Source organism: Terasakiella sp. (genome assembly GCF_048267425.1).
In the GTDB taxonomy this organism is placed as follows: Bacteria; Pseudomonadota; Alphaproteobacteria; order Rhodospirillales; family Terasakiellaceae; genus Terasakiella.
On record NZ_JBLWXN010000008.1, the window covers coordinates 28059 to 47551 of the forward strand.

Sequence of the window (19493 nt, forward strand, 5' to 3'; positions counted from 1 at the left end):
CATGCCTATGTCATCATCCCGGTTCTTCCTTGTTTTATGCCTCGGTATTGTTTTGACCAACACAGCTCTGGCAGCGCCAAAACGTCATATAACCGACTGGCTGAGCCTTGATAGTGAAAAAACAAAACAATGGTCAACACACCTGCGCGCCGATGAACGTTATGTCGACATATCCCCGACCCAAAGCGGAGAAGTTGACAAACGCATCCTTGTTTTAATGGAACGCCCATCTTCTGCCTATGACACCGCCCTATCACAAATACTGGCTGTTTTTGGCAATAAAAACATCAGATCCACCTTTGAAGTTGTTCGCGTCGGCAAAGACCTGCCCTTCATCGAAGCTACACTAAAAAAGGCTGAAACAGACGGTATTGATATGGTCTACGCCCTTGGATCATCCACGGTTGCCAATGTCTATAAACTTTATAAAAACGGCGCTTTGCCCGTTGTCAGCGTCTGTGCCAAGGATCCTGTTCTGCTTGGACAAATGTCGGGATATGAAACCGGTAGCCAAAATAATTTTGCCTTTACCTCTTTGAACGCTCCTGCAGAAACATTGTTTAAGTATCTGCTTAGCCTTAAACCTGACTTGAAAAATGTCGCCGTTTTATACGCCGAACAAAACACCTCATCTGTTCAAACCCAATATAAACCCATGATCGACCCTGCCCAAAAAATGGGTGTGTCCATCATCGGGGTCGGTGTGAAAGATCGAACCCAAGCCGCAAAAGAACTGCGCACCCTGATCCCCGCTGCAATCGCACAAATGAAAGAAAGCGATCCAGCCTTGCAAAACAGTGTGTTCTGGATTACCGGTTCAACGTCGGTCTTTCAGGAAATCGCCTTAATCAACAGCTATACTAAAAACATTCCGGTTTTAAGCGCGGTCACGGATGTTGTGCAGCCGGGGCTGGACAGTGCTGTCTTATCGATAGGCATCGGTTTTGACACCAACGCCCATCTGGCAGCCATTTACGGACTGGATATCTTATCCGGGCGTCCTGCTGGCGAGTTGCCCGTTGGACTGGTCAGCCCGCCTGATATCGCGATTAATTTCCTAAAAGCCCGCCAAATCAACATGAAAATCCCCTTCGACTTCTTCGAAATTTCCAATTTCATCTACGACCAAAATGGACAACCTGTCCGTATGAGTGGCGAAAAAGTCATGGTTAAAAAATGAGGCTCTTTGCCGGTCCCAATTTGATCAAGTTATTGATCCGTGTAATGGTCTCACCATGCACTTTCTTCAATAAGCGATCTGGCAACGAAGCGATAAAGCCTAAACATGAGGCTTTCTGACTTTCCGGAAAACCGAACTAAACCACTGTGGGCAATCGCAGGCACCTTTGTTTCATCAAGCTCCAGAATAACTTTGTAGATGCTTTCATCCGGGTGCAAACCGGCCTCGTCCTGACGCACCGTAATAAGCCCGCCATTCATTGTCGCCAGTTCCTTTTGATGCAATAAACGTGTTGGGAATTTCTCAATTTCAAGGATTTTACAGTCATAACGCAATTTTGGTGCAGCCAGACTATAATATGCACAGCTCGATTGTGTGCTGATACGTTCCATATCGCGCTCAAGAACATAGGCGTTCAGTTTTAACTGTTCAAATGATGTGATCCGTCCAAGGTGTTGACCTACGCCGATCCATTGCCCCGGGCTCAACCCCGTTTCACTATCCAGCCAGACCCCATCATGCGGAGCTTTCAACATCAGGGCCTGTTTGCGTTCATTCAGGATATTTTGCTCGACATCCAATTGGACAAGGTTTGCATAAATACTGTCACTTTGCCCTCTGTAGTCGGCAGAAAGCGCTGTTAATGTCTGTTCATATTCCAGTCTTTTTTTGCGATATATCAAGACCTGTTCTTCTTCTACGAGGTCCGGGTCTTGCAAACGGGTCAGGATCTCGCCTGCTTGAACGGTTTGTCCTTCGTGAACTATTTTATCTTGAAGGATCCCTGAAAACTGGCTGTAAATTTCCGTTGCTTCACCGGCTTTTACAATTGCCGAAGCCGTCACCCCGGTGGACCACGGAATAAAAGCCATCCCAAACAACAGAAAACATCCCGCCAGTCCGATGTATCCCCGTTTTTTCCCTTTAATTTGCTCGCGTAAGCCGTACCAGACTTTCAATTCGTTAAAGACAGGTTTCAGCACAAACCATAAAATTTCAATTACAAACAATAAAATGCCGATTAGCTTGATAAAAAAACTGTAAACCAGAACAGCAATCCCCAAAAACAGCGTCAAACGGTAAATCCACACACCATAAGCAAATAAAATGAGGAAAAGCTGTTTTTTCGGTTTAAATTTTTCCGGCACGGGATGGTTCAGGTTGAATAAAATCTCGCGCATTTTCCAGCGCCCCAAGGCAAAGCTACGTTGATGCAGGTTGGGCATTCCCAGCCAATCGGACATAAGGTAATATCCATCAAAACGCATAAAAGGGCTGATATTGATCAACAGGGACGAAACCCATGTTGTGGTCGCCGTGACCAATGCCATATCGCGCCATGCCCCATTGGGCAGGAAAGACCACGCCAGTGTAGCAATTGCAGCAAACCCCAGTTCCACACACATTCCTGCGGCCCCGACATTCAAACGCTTGCGCCGCGATTTTATTTTCCATGTTTGATTGGTGTCTGTGTAAAGCATGGGCCATAACACCAAAAACGCCACCCCCATCGCCGGAACGCGACAACCATACAGTTTTGCCGTATAGGCATGCCCCAGTTCATGCCCGATCTTGCTGATACTCAAGGCTATTATAAAATAGACTAATCCCTTAACGGACAACATATCGACAAAACTGGTGATAAAAACATCCCATTGACGCGACACTAAAAACAGACCGGCTGCCAATGAAAAGAGCAAAACATAAAACACGCCCTTGCTATATAAAGGACGCACATATTTTAAGGTTGCCTGTAAAAAACGATCCGGTTTGACCAGCGGAACGCGAAAAAACAGATAATGATGCAATAGCCATAGATACCAAGTCTGTTTTTTCTTTCGCTGTTTGGTCAAGGTTTCAACCGATTTTCCCTGCGACAGACGGACAAGCTGGTTCTGAATTAAAAAAGTGCCAAAACCATCTACAAAATCTTTCGAAACTGTCTGGGAGGTTTCCTTATTCACCTCTTGAGCAATGAGTTCCGCATCTCCAAGATGCCAGCGACACAAAACTTCGAATCCTTTTCTATCCAATTGGAAGAAACGATTGGTCGCAGGATCTTCAATAACCCAGGTCGGTTGTCCGTCATATGCCGGTGCCCCTTCATGTAGATCGAGATCTTCACGCAGTGATTGCCAGCTTGCTGATTGCGTCATTGCCTATATCCCGAAGAACTGCCGGACGACGGCAATCGGACGACGAAAGACCCAATAAAAGACGCTGACACGTTCCCCTTCGATACGGGCAGTACCCTGTGCCCCCAGACGGGCAACATCTTTGCCCTGTGTGATCGTAGCCACGATACGGTGGGCCATAATGCCGGATGGCAGTTCCTGCGCCTTGAACGAGACACGCTTGATCACACCTTTTATCGGGGATAAGGGACTTGCATTCAAAAACAGTTTCAATTCACTGTCTTTTTTCAATTCAATCGCATCCGCCACTGCGAGCCATGCCTCAATCTCAACTTCATGTTTATCAGCCAGTGAAAGAATTTTTTCGCCGACCTGAACCGGTTTGGCACTCCATTCCTGTGCATCATCCAAAATAACCGTGGCAGCATGCGGCGCGTGGATATGTGCCCGTTCCATCATATTGGACAGACGTTTTAAATTTGCCTGCTGTTCCTTGATCTGTGCCGCCAGAATAACCAGCTTCGCCTTGCCTTTGGGATCGATCAGCGCCAAACGGGTGGTCTGTCGATATTCAGAACGCAGACCATCCAGTTTTTTCAGGGCAATTCGTTTTTTATTTTCAAGGTCTGTTATATCCATCTGGACCAAGGATGTCCCTTCTGTGACATCCTGATTAGGGTGAACATTAACCGCTTCCACAATACCGTTCATCGGTGCCCGAATGACCACGGGGTCTTTTGCAATGATTTCCGCCTCTGCCAGAACATTGAGATGAACCGGAAAAAACAGAACAGCGACACAACCGATCAATGCCGCAATTTTAACTTTGCGTGGTATATGTTCTATCCACTTTTTTCGTGGTAGCGGCATAAAATACGACCAGCAATAAGCACATGCCCCCATTAAATGTTGCAATAGGGAAATTTCCGCCGTCGTCCAATTCTGATCACGCGACAACAACAAGGTTCCATAAAATCGACCTTGCGCCGTTTTAATCGGTAACAACAAAACATAATTTGCCAACCAATCAGCGGCATCACCGTCAAGCTCATGGCTTGGTTTACAAAGCGGTGCGTCTAGTTCGTCTTCTACTTGTTGTTCAAGCCATTGCACAAAGGGGGTATTGCGATCCACATTGGCGACACCGGATAAAGACACGACCTTATTATGTGCATCAAACAAAGCCGCCTGTCGATAAGGGCTCAGACTGTGAGGTTCGTTAACGAGGAAGTAAAATAACGCGTTAACATCTTCACATGCCCGTGTCTGTGCCTCCAAAGACAATAAAACGGATAAGGGGTTTTCTGCGGCCTGTGTCATCTCATGGAAGGTCCTGTAGCTGGATATAGCCACTCATTCCCACGATAAGTTCCGGGTGAATGTCATCAAAGCGACCAATCATCGTCACCGTGCGACTGACTGGATCAACCACACCACCGGGACGGATAATTTTGGCCCCGTAACTTTCTTGGGTTTCCCCGACTTTAAACTGAAAGGGGCTGCCCTTTGTCAGTTTCGCAATCCAATGGGACGGCACGATAAATTCAATTTCCATATGGCCGGTTTCGATAATATCAATAATGGCCTGACCGGTTTGGACAAATTCAAACTCCCCGGCTTTTTGCATAACGACCCGCCCGGTGTAAGGAGCCTGCAATTCACATTTTTCAAGCTTGGTTTGTATGGCTTTGACCTCGGCGCGGGCCTCCGCCATTTTTGCAGTGGCGAGATCCAGTTCCAGTTGCCCCCCCGATTGCAATGTCATCAAACGTTTCTCAGAAGCATATTTCTTGCGTGCCCCGTCCAGAACCGCACGCGCTTTATCTTGTTGCGCCATAAGTAGGCTGCAATCGAATTTAATGAGAATATCGCCCTTTTCAAAACTTTCCCCGTCCCGAAAAGGAATTACCTCAATCTTTGCCGGGAATTCACTGGACAGGGTTGCCCTGTTACGACTGCGAATATGACCATACACACTATCGCCATCCAACGCCTGAAGTTCTTCCTCACCCAATAATGCAGGTTCCTGCCCCCGTAAAGAGGCAGGAACTAACAAAACCGTGATGAAAGAAAACAGGATCAGGATTGAAGAGCTTGAAGCTTTTTGCATTCTAGCTTGCCTTGCATCAGATATATTTTATGTATCCACCCCACCCGGTTAAGTCCATCTTCGTCTTTACCGGACAGTTCAACCCAACTGTCTTTTTCCACATCTGTTTTCAACGAACCGCAAGCCAGTTTTAAATTATAAACCGGCGGTGTTCCTGGTCCGTTATTCAATTTAAATTCGACATAAAGCGGTTTTGTCTTAATCACTTTTTCAACGGGTTTAACAGGGGTGCTTTTTTCCGCACCGCGTTTTTCTGTCTCGGCAATCGGTGTTTTCTTTACAGGAGTTGATATTGGCGTTTCCGCTTGTGCCTTTACCTGACTTTCCCCCGTATCTGTCATTTGTTGATCAACAATTTTTTCGACTTGTTCAGCCGAATTCGCAACTTCGGTTTCCGGTGCGTTTCTCTTTTCTTCCTGCACAACAATCTTGTGCATCGACTGAACTGTGGCTGTAATCGCCTTGCCTGTACGCCAATCACTCATGGCTTGCGCAACAGCTTGGCTCAGACTAGACACATTATCAGCCTGTGTTCCTTGGGGCACAATGCCGATCCCCAATGTGGAATGAATCTGCCCGATCGAAGCCATTACATCGGCATAGGCCTGATAACGCATCAATTCAGATGCAATGGTCGCTGTTTCCTGAGAAATCCGATCCAGAACCCCTTGGCTGGTATTGTTCTGGCGCTTGGATAAATGGAATGTCAGACGTTTATCCACATTATAAAGTTTGTTTAGCTGTTCAAACTTTTGGACGGCGCTGTAATACTGGCGATCCGCTACATGAACCTGTGCCAGAACCGCCATACGCAGGGCTAATCGCTGCACTTCCGCCAGTCTTTCATTCGCTTCGGAAAATTTCATACGCGCGGGTAATTTAAAGACATTGAAAATATTCCAACTGATCGCCGTGCTGAATTCATACCAACGGTTTTCGTCCAGATACGAATTGTCATCATAATTACGCCCGTAATCCAGATTAATTCCCGGCAAGAGGGACAAAAGTGACTTTTTGGTTTCATCCAGTGAAATACGCGTTAAATACATTTTTTCGCGCAAATCGGGATTGTTATGAAACGCCAACAGTTCCATATCCGCGACCGACGCTTCCCATTTAGGAACATCAAGGGTCTCTTCCGCGGGCAGTGCGACACGAAATGAAGTATTGGGTGCAACGTTGATCAAAGCCGCCAATTCAAATTTGGCCGTGGCGAGTTCTTGATTAACCGTTTCCAACTGCCGCAAATTTTGCAGTAATCGTTTTTGATAACGCAATGATTCTTCAGGCGCACGCAAACGTTCCAATTCAACCCGTTCTGCCTGTGCCAAAGCACGTTTGGCATTGGTGATCGTCATTTTTACGCGAGTTTCGAGTTTCTGCGCTGCCACCATGCGCCAATAGGCACGCTGCACTTCCTTAACCAGATTATGAATAACCTTACGGCGACGTTCTTCCGCAATCAAAGCACGATTGCCGTTCTGTTTTGCATTGAAATAACCGACGCCAAAATCCAGCATATTCCAACCCATCGTCAAATCAGTTGTCACCATGCCTTTGTCCGCAGAATAGGAATAAGCGCCCGGCGGCGTGCTTGAACCGACATCCTGACTGTTGGTCGCATTATATTCAGAACGGTGTGAATAACCGGCATTCGCTGTCAAAGTGGGCAGAAGTTCATATTTTTCCAAATCAGCTTGCGAAACAGACAAGGCTTGTTCCATCGCGCGTGCCTTGTGATCCAGATTATACATCAAGGCGCGTGCAACAGCATCTGAAAGCGTCAATTCCCCATTGATTGCTTCATTATCGCCAAACATTTTTTGTAAATCCTGTTCAGCGCTTATTGTTGTATCTTCATTTGTCAGCGGTTCCGACGTCAAGGAACAGGCTGATAGAAAAGCGACCATCGAAGCCGTTGCCAGAAGCTTTGTTTTATGTATTTGCATATCGCTAGTATTCTCCCCTAAGAGCTTATGCCTGTTTCATTTTTAAAATTTGTTCATTTGCAGATTGAAGCTGACGTGCTTCATTCTTCATTCCCAATGCACCAGCCTGCGCCAGTTGGGATGTAAAGCTGGAACGTCCTGACGGTTGCAACACCGCCTGTCCTTGCCCTGTTGCAGATAAGGGTGTTACCTGCAACCCTGATGCCCCCTCATCTAGACCATCATTTTCCAAAGGCGTATCGTTCACCGGGGCAAAGATGGAACGCCCATCAAACCCATTGCCCAAATCACCGATACCCCCTGTGTCAACGTTACCAAACCCGACACCTGACGATAGACCACCATTGCCCACGCCCGTATCATTTACACCCCCCGGCCCAAAGGAAGGCGACGGATCATTTGTTATCTGACGAACGATTGTGCGGAACCCGTCCCTGCCCAATCCATTTGTCCCATCGGAACCAATAAATGTACGGGTACCGTCTGCCCCCAATGTACCTTGTTGCGCTGTATTTGAAATAAAGGTTTGTGTACCTTCACCGCCCACTCCATTGAGGCCAGCAGCAACCTGTCCGACAACAACCGGGTCGGTGTTGATCCCAACTGGGGGAATGCTATCCTGTTTTGTATTTTCACCTGTAGCCGGTGGTTGCGGGTTAACCTGAGTTTTATGAATATCGATAAAGACGGATTTCGATGTACTTGCATAATCAAAACCATCAGAGCCGATCCAACGGAAACTGTCACTGCCCCCCTTTGAAGGGAAATAAGTCAACAAGCCTATATTAGAAATGCTGATTTCATCCCCGACTTTGACCGCTTCCCCTTTAAAATAAAGGCCTCCTGTTGTTGGCAAACCGACAATTTTAATGGTTTGGATCGTTCCTCCTTCAACGTCGGAAAACGCCGCTGCGAAATCCTCGGCGGTGAAATTAAGTCTTTCCCCAAATTCCATTTTCTTTTGAATATCTTGAAGGATGGGTAAATCATTCACCGACGTAATAACCGTTTTGACCTGAACCGAAGATGAAGCAACGGCAGAAGTCTGTCCATCGCTTGTCGTATCAAATGTCTGACGGTTTGTCCCGCTTGTGAAGGTTAGACTGGCGGAATTATCAACGGCATGAACGTGTAAACGTCCGGCTTCTCCATTAAAGTTTGCAGCTGGTACAAAACGTATCTTACCGGACGCATCCAGAAGCAAACCGGCGCCTGCCGACACTGTCCCCACGTTATTCCAGCTCAATCCGTTATCTGTAGAATATTGCCATAGGCCTTCCGCAGTAGAATTCGCGTCATTTCCGGTGATGACAATGCCGCTCAGGCTTGAAGATGGATCAATATCGCTGAACAGCGTTGAGAACAAGGATGTAACCGTTGCCCCGTCCGGGTTGCTTGCATCTTCCAACACAGCCCCCAAGACGGCCTTATCGGTAAAGGTCGGGGCATCATTGGTATTTTTGACCGTAATCGATAGACTATCAGATGTGCTTTTCGCACCACCACTGCCTACCCCCCCTTGATCGTTTGTTGACAGGGACAGGGTCGCCGTACCGTTAAAGTTTGCAGTTGGCGTAAACTTCATACCATCAAGAGCACTATTGACCGCAGCAACAGTGCCGGTAAATGTCATTGTGCTATCAGATGTACCGTCACCTGTACTAAAGATCAGACCTGTTGTTTGCTTCAACGACAGAAGACCGTTTGTAATGCTCAAGGTTACTTGAACATTATTACCCGCAACATCCACATCCGAGATGGAAATCAAATTGGAATTGGCCGTACTAAAGGTCAGGACGCTATCCTCATTCACCGATACAGAAGACGGCAGGGAATGAACAGGGGCATCATTAACAGCCTGAACACTCGTCCCCAACGACACAGTCGTCGCCCCAACATGGGATGTCGCATTGTCTGTCGTTGTATTGAATGTCTGACGCGTACTTGCGGTCGTGAAGATCGTGTTGGTTGACGTATCAACCGCATACACATTAAGCGCACCCGGGGTTCCGTTATAGTCTTGTGCCGGTTTAAAACGCAATTTGCTTGTTGCATTCAGCAGCAATGCCGCATTATCGGATACGGTTCCAACATTCGCCCATGTTGTGCCGCCATCCGTGGAATATTGCCATATCCCTTGTGCAGATGTCGACGCATCCGAACCAATTGCAATACCGGATAGGAAGTCATCCGCGTCAGCATCTTGAAACAGATTGTCAATAATGGCGTTTATTTGCACCCCATCGGGATTGGATAAATCTTCGTTCACCGCGCTTAATGTCGCGTCACCTGTTAGGGTTGGGGCATCATTCACGCTACGTATGGAAATAGCGATGATGTCTTTATCAACACCAACATCACCTGCGCCATTATTCCCTTGGTCCGAAGTTGTCAGCACAATCTGGGCAGAGCCGGAATAATTAGTCGTCGGGGTGAAGATCATACCGTCAAGCGCGCTATTAATCGCACTGCGGGTCCCTGTAAATGTCATTGTTGTATCGGAGGTACCGTCCCCTGTATTGAAGGTCAGCCCGGTTGTCCCCGATAAAGACAATGTCCCGTTTTCAACCGACAGCGTTACCGACATAGCGTCATTTGCCGCATCCACATCATTGATGGAAACCAGATTACCATTGGCGGCGTTAAATGTAATCGCAGTATCTTCCTGTGTAATCTGCCCTGTCGATACGGAATTAACCGGCTTGTCATTGATCGCATTCAGCTTGATGGTAAAGGTTTGACTGACCGACTGGTTTGCACCGCCATTGGCCGTATCACCATTGTCGGAAACAAAAACCGTTACCGTTGCTGTCCCATTGGCATTGGCAGCTGGGGTGTAAGTCAAATTCCCGTTTGCATCAATCGCAGGCTGAACGCTAAACAATGAATTATTGTTATTGGTTACGGTGAAACTGATCGTCTGGTCACTTTCGTTATCCGTCCCTTTATCAATATCACTTGCCCATCCGGTAACGGTGACCACATCGCTGTCTTCATCAACAACCTGGTCTGCCCCTTTGGTAAAGCCCGGTGCGTCATTTACCGCTGTGACTGTAATGGTAAAGGTTTGCGTCGTCGATTTATAGACCCCGCCGTTTTCAGTCCCGCCGTTATCTTTGATATAAACGGTCACTGTTGCCGTGCCGTTGGCATTATCGGCAGGGGTATAGGTCAATTGACCGTTTGCATCAATGCTCGGCTGTTTATCAAACAATGTATTATTATCATTACCGACAACAAAGCTGATTGATTGACCATTTTCGTTATCTACCCCTTTTGACAGATTGGTGGCCCAATTTGCCACGGTCTGCGCACCGGCGTCTTCTAGAACGGTCTGGTTTGCCCCTTTGACAAAGCTGGGCGCATCGTTGACAGCACTGATATTGATTGCAAATTTAAATTGTTTTGTTGTGGCGTTATCGGAACTATCTGTAACAGTAAATTCGAACCCATCAATACCGTTGGCATCACCTGTCGGGGCGAAACTGATCCGCCCGGCATCAATATCGGCCTGTGTAAAGGTATCATTCAAGCCCAGTGCCGTTTCGTTATTTGACAACGCCCCTTTTGTCGGAGCCGATTTGATGGTGTAAACCAGCTGACTTTTATCGGACACATCCACATCACTTGCACGTAACATGGAAGATGTCAGGGTTGTTGCCCCTGCATCTTCTTTAATATTCAAACCGGACGCAGCTTCTATTTTCGTTTCATCAGCTTCCGGATTTACAATAATGGTAAAGGATTTGGTTTCTGACTGGGCAACCCCGCCATTTGCCGTTGTACCGTCATCGGTAATATACCCTGTCACCGTCGCCATACCATTGGCATTTGCCGCCAAGGTAAAGACCAGATCACCATTTGCATTGATGGTCGGTTGTGATGAGAACAAGGCCGCATTATCAACGTTAAGCGTGATGCTCTGAATGCTTTGGCCGCTTTCGTTAGACGGTCCAAAGCTGAGATTAGAGGCAAAGCTGGTTCTTGTGATTGTACCCGCATCTTCGTTCACGACCACCCCGTCCCCAATATCAAAGGACGGCCTGTCGTTAACGGCTGTCACTGTAATATTAAACGTCTGAAGGGCAGATTGGTTCACACCGTTATTATCGGTATTACCGCTATCTTTGACATAAACACTGACCACAGCCGTCCCAAACTGGTCTTGCGCCGGTGTGAAAGACAGATTTCCAGAACTATCAATATAGGGTTGTTCGGCAAACAGATCGTTATTGTTGTTGCTGAGTGTAAAGCTGAGTTCCTGTGAATTTTCATCACTGCCCCCGCCTGCTACAAGCGAGGTCGCCCAGCCATTCACCGTAGTTTTACCGGCATCTTCCAGAACAGTCTGGTCCGCCCCTTTGGTAAAGCCCGGTGCATCATTTACATCACCAATCGAGATATTAAAGGTCGATGCCGCCAGCGTTGTCGCCCCGTCACTGACACTGAAGGAAAAAGAGTCACCGCCATTTTTATTTGCACCCGGTGCAAATTTAACAAGGCCCGACGCCAAATCAGCTTGTGTGAAGGTGTCATTTGTATTCAACGTAACACCGTTTTTGGTCAACACCCCTTTGGTAACATTTGATGTGATTTTATATGTGATTGAAGCCGCACTGGTATCCTGATCCGATACATTCAACATGGATGTTGTCAGGGGCGTTGCCGCAGCATCTTCTAACACGCTTAGACCTTTATTTGTCTCGATGATTGGCGCATCGTTCACCCCAACCACTTTCACCGTTACGTCAGCATTAGCGCTGCTCGCCCCATCACCATCGCTCAAGACAAAACGAACTGTTCGATCACTTGTCGTCGGGGCAACTGTATCACTGTTGGCGTAAGTCACATTGCGCATAACATTGCTGACAACAGTGGATGTGACGTTTGCGTTAAACGTAATGACAAGGGCCGATGTTCCTGTTCCCCCTGCGATCGTACCGATTTCGGTTCCGCTGTAAGTCAATGTCGTACCGGACACGCCGATTAACCCCGCGCCTGTCCCCTGATTAAGGATCGACAGGATATCTTCGGCGCTATCCCCACCGGAAACGATACTGACGGTCAACGTGCCGCCATTAAAATTAGAAGAGTCCACATCTGCAACAGACAAAGCGTTCGCTCCATCTATCAGAATGATGGTGTCACTATCTTCGGTAAAGGTGACGCTGTCACCATTCAGGTTCGACACCGTCGGTGCATCATTTATCGGCACAACGGTAATATTAAACGTCCCGGTTTGCGCAGTCGCCCCGTTTTCACCACCATCTGCCAGACTGAAACCAAAGCTGTCCGACGTGGTTTCCCCACCGTCATGTACATAGCGCACTTTATTATTGGCAAGATCGCTTTGTGTAAAGCTGTTGATCGCAACACCGGGGTTTGTTGACAATTCCAAACGACCATGCGCCAAGGCACTGGTGAGCGTATAGGTCAATCCTGTCGCATTATCATCAACATCGCTTGCATTCAGCATATCCGTTGTCAAGGTTTTGGTTGCGCCTTCGTCCAACGAGGTCGCGACGTTTTTCGTTATTTCCGGCGCGTCGTTCACATTGCTGAGTGAAATGTTAAATGTCTGATTCGTTAGCGCACTGACACCGTCTTCACCGCCATCGGCGAGATTGAACTTGAAGCTATCGCTCAGATTTTCCGAACCGTTATGGGTATATTTCAAACGATTGTTATCGATATCGTCCTGGGTAAAGCTTTCCCCACTGACTAGTTTTTCGGCATCCCCATCGACAACACCATTGTTATTACTGTCAATAAACAGCGTCCCTTGGGTCACGTCCGAGGATAACGTGTAAGTCACACCCGCCCCCTCATCATCGGGGTCGCCTTCGTTCAACTTTGTATTATCAATCGTAATCGTCGCGCCTTCATTACCGTTCAAAGTATTGTTTGCCTGAAGTGCGGGTGCGTCATTCACCGCCTTAATCGTAATCGTGCTTGTCCCGGACCCGGTTTCCCCATCGGCGTTTCGTGCAGCCCAAGTCAGGTTACGTGCACTGGTGGTCGGATTGTCTGAGCTGTTCTGGAAAGTGACCAGACGCGCAATCCGACTGAGTGTTTGATCATTCAAAGTCGGTTTTGAAACATTCAGTTGCAGATTATCCACATAAAGGGTTGCACCGACACCACCGCCGCCAGACCCGTCGTACGTACCGGAAACAAACTGGAACTTATATAAACCCGATGCAGCAAAGGTGGAGGTTTCCGTTACCCAGGCACTCTGAATATCCCCACGTTGGCCAAACAGGCGGGTGGAGGTATCGTCTGCGGTGTTAAATTCACCATCATTCCCGGCACCGACTAAAAAGCCAAATACTTCAAAATCATCACTGCCGCCAACAGCCTTCCAATCCACGTTTAAGGTGCCACCTTGGCTAGCATAAAACACATTACTGGTGACATAAGGACCATGCAGGGAATAATTTCCATCTTTCTGGACTGTATTGGTGAGTGCTGTACTGCCGGAAATCGTCAGTTTCATCGAACTGTTTCCCGCAGACGCATAATCTGTAGAAACCGAGACGGATGAACTGGAGCTATTGTAACTGCTGCCTGTTGTATTGGTCGTGCCTGTGCCGCTACCAGCACTGTTGCCGCCATTGCCGTCGCCAACATAGGAATAATTGATGGTGGTTCCGTTCAGCCCGCTATATTCTTCGTTTGTAACGGTCCAGCCATCAAGGTTGGTTTCAAATGTGGTATTTGCGATTTCCGAAGACAGGTTAATGCGAAGTTTTTTACCATTGGTCCCGTCAAATGTTTCATCAACAGTCCCGATAATGTCGCGCCCACTACCATTGCCTTGATAAACCGTATCCCCGACGATGGAAATTGCGCCGCTTGCATTAACATCGCTTTCACTGGAAAGGGCAAGCGTATCGGCATTGGTACTTGAAGACAGATCAAATTCCACATAGCCGCCAACATAACTATTGTCACCGCTGAATGTGATATCATTGTCAATAATTGTAGCTGATTGCTGTTCCGTAACGTTCAGATCCGATTGACCCTGGACAATGGGCTTTCCATTAATCCCGGTATCCACCACGACACCCGTTGCCGAAACAACAGATGTTTCGTCATCCCCGGTTGTGTCAAACGTTTGGCGTGTCCCACCGCTTGTAAAGTTCAAGGTATTGGTTGTTTCAACAGCATGTACTGTCAAACCGCCGACAACCCCGCCAGCAAAGGAATTATTGGGCACAAAACGCAATGTTGCCGTTTTATCCAGAACCAGACCAGATGCCGCGGAAACGGCACCAATATCGAACCAGTTATTCCCATCTGTGCTATATTGCCATATCCCTTGCGCAGATGTTGCGGCATTACCAACAATAACAACACCGCCAAAAGCCGTATTTTCCTCATCGCTATATTTAGACGACAGCAAACTTGCAACGGTTTCCCCCGTGGGTGATGCAACATTTGCATCAATCGCGGATAAAGAGGCCCCTTCCCCAAAGGTTGGTGCTGCATTTGCCTTAAGCACATTGAGCGTGCGTGTTTCAACGCTTTGATTTGAATATTGATCGTTTAAGGTAAAGGAAACAGTTCGCGCTGCTTCGCTCGGATCGGAAGATGTATTGTTGAATTTAATTGCCCGCACCACATCCTGCACCAATGTCGTTGTCGCATTGGCATTAAAGGTAATGGTTAAACCGGTTACACCGCTGACTGTCCCTTCACTGGCGCTCAACGTTCCGATTATAGTCGTACCGTTTAACAGATTGACCCCGTCAGTATGGATCCCCCCCGTTATATCGGGGATGGACAGCACATCATTTGCCGTACCGTTTGCACTAATCTGAACCTTAAGCGTTCCGCCGTTCCAATCGGTTGACCCTTCATTGACAATAACAGACCCTCCTGACGCGAGGGTGATTGCCGCATCACCTTCGGTATAGGAAAGCGCACTACCACCAATAGAAACAACAGGTTCGTTATTGATTTTGGTGACATTTACCATGCGCGTATCGCTGGTGCTGGCGTTATTTTTATCCGTGGCTGTAATAGTAATTGTGCGTGGTGCAGATGATGGATCACGTGAGATGCTGCTGTAACTAATCGCTTGAAGCGCATGCTGAACCAGTGCATTTGTGGCATTGGCGTTAAATGTAATCAGCAAGGCTGTTGCACCACTTACCGTCCCCTCACTCGCACTCAGTGTGCCGATCACCGTTGTACCGTAACGTAAATTCGTTCCGTCCGTATTGATCCCATCGGCAACATCCGGGATCGAAAGAAGATCACTAGCTTCTGCATTGGCACTTATCTGAATTTTCAGCGTACCACCATTCCAATCCGAACTACCGTCACTATCACTCAGCGTACCTGTTGATGCGATTTTAACCGCATTGGACAATTCCGTATATGACGTTGCTGTATCATCAACCGATAAGGCCGGTGCAGCATTGGCAACAGGACCATTGGCCCCCACGGTCAGAATAAAAGATGTCGAGGAATGCACACTATCTTGACCAACAGATGATGTTTGCTCGGTTGGGTCAGCGTCAAAAGCACCTGAAACAACACCAGTAAGATAGCTGGTGCCATCGGCGGCAACATCAAAATTCATATTAAAGAATCTACCGTAATCCTCCATATAATATAAATCATGATAATAATCATCATAACCATAAGGCCCTATGTCATAGTAATAAAATTGTTCTTTTTCCGTTACCCCCTTGAACTGAGCATCCCAGACATAATTGCCAGATGTATCCAGTTTAAGAACGAGTGCCAGCGGATATTCTCCGCTCGAAACAGTTTTATTTGTTGTATCAGGCGATATTTTAACTGTATTTCCATTCGAAAGAATTACTGAAACATATAAATTCCCCGACGCATCGTTTCCGATCATTAAATTATTGGGAGAAATATAGGTGCTACTAGCTTCTTCTATTAATCTTGTCGTCCAGAGGGTCGTACCGTCACTGCCATATTTGACAAGGGCAAAAACCTCTTCTGTACCATAGGAAACCGTTTTGTCGTTTCCAAAATCAATATCTCTGTTTTCATTACTTCCTGAGATGTAATCGATAATAACAACATCATCATTGTTATCCACCGTAAACGAACCCAATTGAACGCCGCTGTCTTTGTTAAAGACTTTATGCCAAAGAAGCTTGCCGTTTGCATCATAACTGGCAAGCAGGTTATTCGTATAAATATACTGGTCGGCAACAATTGTTGTATCAGTATTGCCTGGATCAATGTTAAGCGTTCCCTCGACTTCCCCTGTCAAAATGACACCACCGCTGGACGTCGTTTCAATCTGCGAGATTTCAACCTCTTCATCTGAACTAAAGACTTTGTGGAATAAAAGGTCGCCGTTGCTACTAAATTTCGCCAGAATTCCGCTATCATCTGCCACATCCACATAGACTGGTGACGTGGCCGTACCCAGATTTACCTTCCCTTCCAACGTTGCCGCAAACCAGAAAGTTCCATCCGCCGCAACCTTGACCATTCCGTTATCCAAAGAGGAACTGTATTGGTAAGCTTGACTCTCCATCACATCAAAGACTTTTGACCAAGCTAGATTACCAGAATCATCCAGTTTAATGATGTGGATACCGCCCTGATAACCCTTGGCGTCTTCCGATAAATTTGCAACTCCGTCATTGGGATCACTATCAACAGTACCGTTTAAATAGCCAGACAAGTAAATATTGCCGGATCCGTCGAGATCCATCGTTTCGAGGGTAAACCGTTTTGATCCTGTAAAAGACTTGGCCCAAAGGAAGTTACCATCCACATCAAATTTTTGAATAGCAGTGCTTGTCTTCGAGGTTTCCCCATGATTATCAACACCATCGGTGGGATCCAAGTCTTGCACGCCATAAACTCTTGGAATCAATACATATTTATTGCCGTCATTATCTGTAAGGACCGTCTCATAACTTATATAACTATAGGTATAGTCCTGCCCTACGCTTAAATCGTTGGTAAATGCCTCCAGATCATTCATATCCAGTGCTGTCGAGGCTCCAATTTCTCCCTTCTGAACCTCCAACTCCCAATCACCGGAGCCCCCCGTGGTATCGTCAGAAGCCGCAACATCTGCACCACTTAAGTCAGCCAATGTTTCGACAAAAGCTGCCCCTTGACCATCTGCACCAACGTCACACCCATATAACAAAATATCGCCTGTTTCAGACAGGCTATCTCCGATCCGTCCAAGGGCCGACGTATTCGCAACCAGCCCGCTCGTATCAATAATTGTATCACCTAGTGCAATAAAACCGGTACCACCATGCGATAGAATGTGGATTGTATCCAGCCCCTGTTTGCCTGACAGAAGAGTAGCAATATCGTTTAAGCTCGCATTTTCACCCAGCACAATGACATCGGCATTTCCATCCACATTGGTCAACAGGGATTGATAATCCTGTATGCGAGGGTCGACGATAACAACTTCCTTGCGCGGTTCTTGTATAGCCGCGGGGCTGACATCATCGTGATCAGCGCTATCGGTTGCATCGGCAACATCCGCCACTGCGGCCCCGTCAAACATAATGCGTTGTTCCAGCGCAAAAATACCTTGCCCATCAGACATTATTCTTCCCTCGCCCATTTCAAATCTAAGCCAAATTATTGATGTTCTTTAATTTCTCTAACAACGCGGAAACCGACCGCATTAGATCGCAGATCTATACTGGCGTTATAACGGAACGATACACTCGCCCCCTGACTGACCAGATCCCATGCCCCACCACGCAAGACACGATTACAGGTGTTTTGGCCATTTTTATAAGGAGCGGGGTAAGAACGGTGGGTTTTGTATGTATTTTTTGCATAACAATCTTCAACCCATTCCCAAACATTGCCAACCGTATCGAACAACCCGAACGGGTTGGCCCGAAACGTCCCGGCAGGTGCGGTTTTTTTGCCATCAAATTGTGATTGGCAATTGGCACAATTGGCCTGATTTACACCGACGTCATCACCCCACCAGTAATCCCCTGTCGTACCGGCGCGTGCAACATATTCCCATTCTGCTTCACTGGGCAATCGATAGGTCTGTCCGGTTTTCTGCGACAGCCATTTCACATATTCCTGCGCATCTTTCCAGCTCACATAAATAACCGGTCGGTTCGCACGGCCCCATTCCAGATCATCGGGGTTATACCCATCACATCCCCCGTCCGCAACACAAGCATCCCATTGGGCGAAGGTGATTTCACTATTGGAAACGCCAAACTCATAATCAATTTTAATGCGGCGCAACGGAGCGTCACCATTAAGACCACCCGTCTTATTCCCCATGACAAATTCCCCAGACCCAACAACAACCAGTTCCGGGCAAGTCGGGCAATCTTTGATGCGATCACCGGGCAGGTTCATTTCAATAGATTTCGGGGCCGCTGGGACTTTTTCTGCTTTAACAGGCGGGGTCTGCGTTCTAATTTTCTGCAAAGAAACGCTGTATGTATTTGCACCACATGGTGTCACGGCAATACGCCCACCAGCCGGATGATACCCTTTTTTGCGCACAGACAACTCGTGCCCACCGACCGTTGCACTTAAATTTTGCAAAGAACCGGAAAGGGCTTTGCCGTTCAGACTGACTTCTGCATCCTTCGGCTTGATATTCAAGCTAAACTGCCCGATCATCCCACCTTGTGTAGAAAGGTCCAGAAGGTTCTGTCCTTTCTTGAGCAGAACATTTTTACTTACAGTCTTTGTATTGGGGCGCAGATGATTGACTTTAAGCCAGCCATCCCGATTAAAGGCGGGAAATTCGACACATTGAACCTGACCTTGCGGCCCATCCAACATAATCACAAGTTTCGATTTAGTCGTTTCTGCCTCTTTTGCCCCGCCTGCATGTGCAACATTAATCAGGTTCGTCACACCTAAAACACAACACAATCCCCACAAAACCCAATTTTTCATTCCAGGCCCTACACATTTAATCGATTCAAATTGATACTCTTAAGAACTACCACAAAAACAGCTTTCTTTAGAAGCGGAGTATTCTTACAAATTCTTACACATAAGCGCTTCTTAAAGTTGTTTAAGATTTTGTTTTTATTTAGAATTATATGAAAGCTATCAATTATTAATTATTGATAAGCCTACTTATTCAGAATACCTTCTCA

General features: G+C 47.0%; 7 protein-coding genes. 1 reads left to right on the forward strand and 6 read right to left on the reverse strand.

The features are described 5' to 3' along the window. Position 1: 1 nt before the first annotated feature. A complete protein-coding gene (locus ACN0VA_RS12825; protein ID WP_417821541.1) occupies positions 2-1180 on the forward strand; it encodes an ABC transporter substrate-binding protein in 1179 nt (392 codons plus the stop codon). A gap of 50 nt (positions 1181-1230) precedes the next feature. Here ACN0VA_RS12825 and ACN0VA_RS12830 read toward each other — a convergent pair whose 3' ends face one another. The 6 genes from ACN0VA_RS12830 to ACN0VA_RS12855 are packed head-to-tail and all read right to left on the reverse strand — an operon-like array spanning position 1231 to position 19287. After that, positions 1231-3336, reverse strand: coding sequence for a site-2 protease family protein (locus tag ACN0VA_RS12830; RefSeq protein WP_417821542.1), 2106 nt, complete (start codon positions 3334-3336; stop codon positions 1231-1233). Between the two features lie 3 nt (positions 3337-3339). After that, the gene (locus ACN0VA_RS12835) at positions 3340-4635 is read right to left on the reverse strand and encodes an HlyD family efflux transporter periplasmic adaptor subunit (RefSeq protein ID WP_417821543.1); all 1296 of its coding nucleotides are present in this window, start codon (positions 4633-4635) and stop codon (positions 3340-3342) included. Position 4636: 1 nt separating this feature from the next. Next, positions 4637-5425 (reverse strand): efflux RND transporter periplasmic adaptor subunit, encoded by a 789-nt coding sequence (locus ACN0VA_RS12840; RefSeq protein ID WP_417821544.1) that lies wholly within the window; start codon positions 5423-5425, stop codon positions 4637-4639. After that, positions 5395-7374, reverse strand: a complete 1980-nt coding sequence (locus ACN0VA_RS12845; RefSeq protein ID WP_417821545.1) for a TolC family protein — start codon at positions 7372-7374, stop codon at positions 5395-5397. The genes ACN0VA_RS12840 and ACN0VA_RS12845 overlap by 31 nt, the downstream gene beginning before the upstream one ends. Before the next feature lie 25 nt (positions 7375-7399). Further along, positions 7400-17947, reverse strand: a complete 10548-nt coding sequence (locus tag ACN0VA_RS12850) for a cadherin-like domain-containing protein (RefSeq protein WP_417821546.1) — start codon at positions 17945-17947, stop codon at positions 7400-7402. 35 nt (positions 17948-17982) lie between these two features. Continuing rightward, complete coding sequence (locus tag ACN0VA_RS12855) at positions 17983-19287, reverse strand: formylglycine-generating enzyme family protein (RefSeq protein ID WP_417821547.1); 1305 nt, start codon at positions 19285-19287, stop codon at positions 17983-17985. Positions 19288-19493 lie beyond the last annotated feature (206 nt).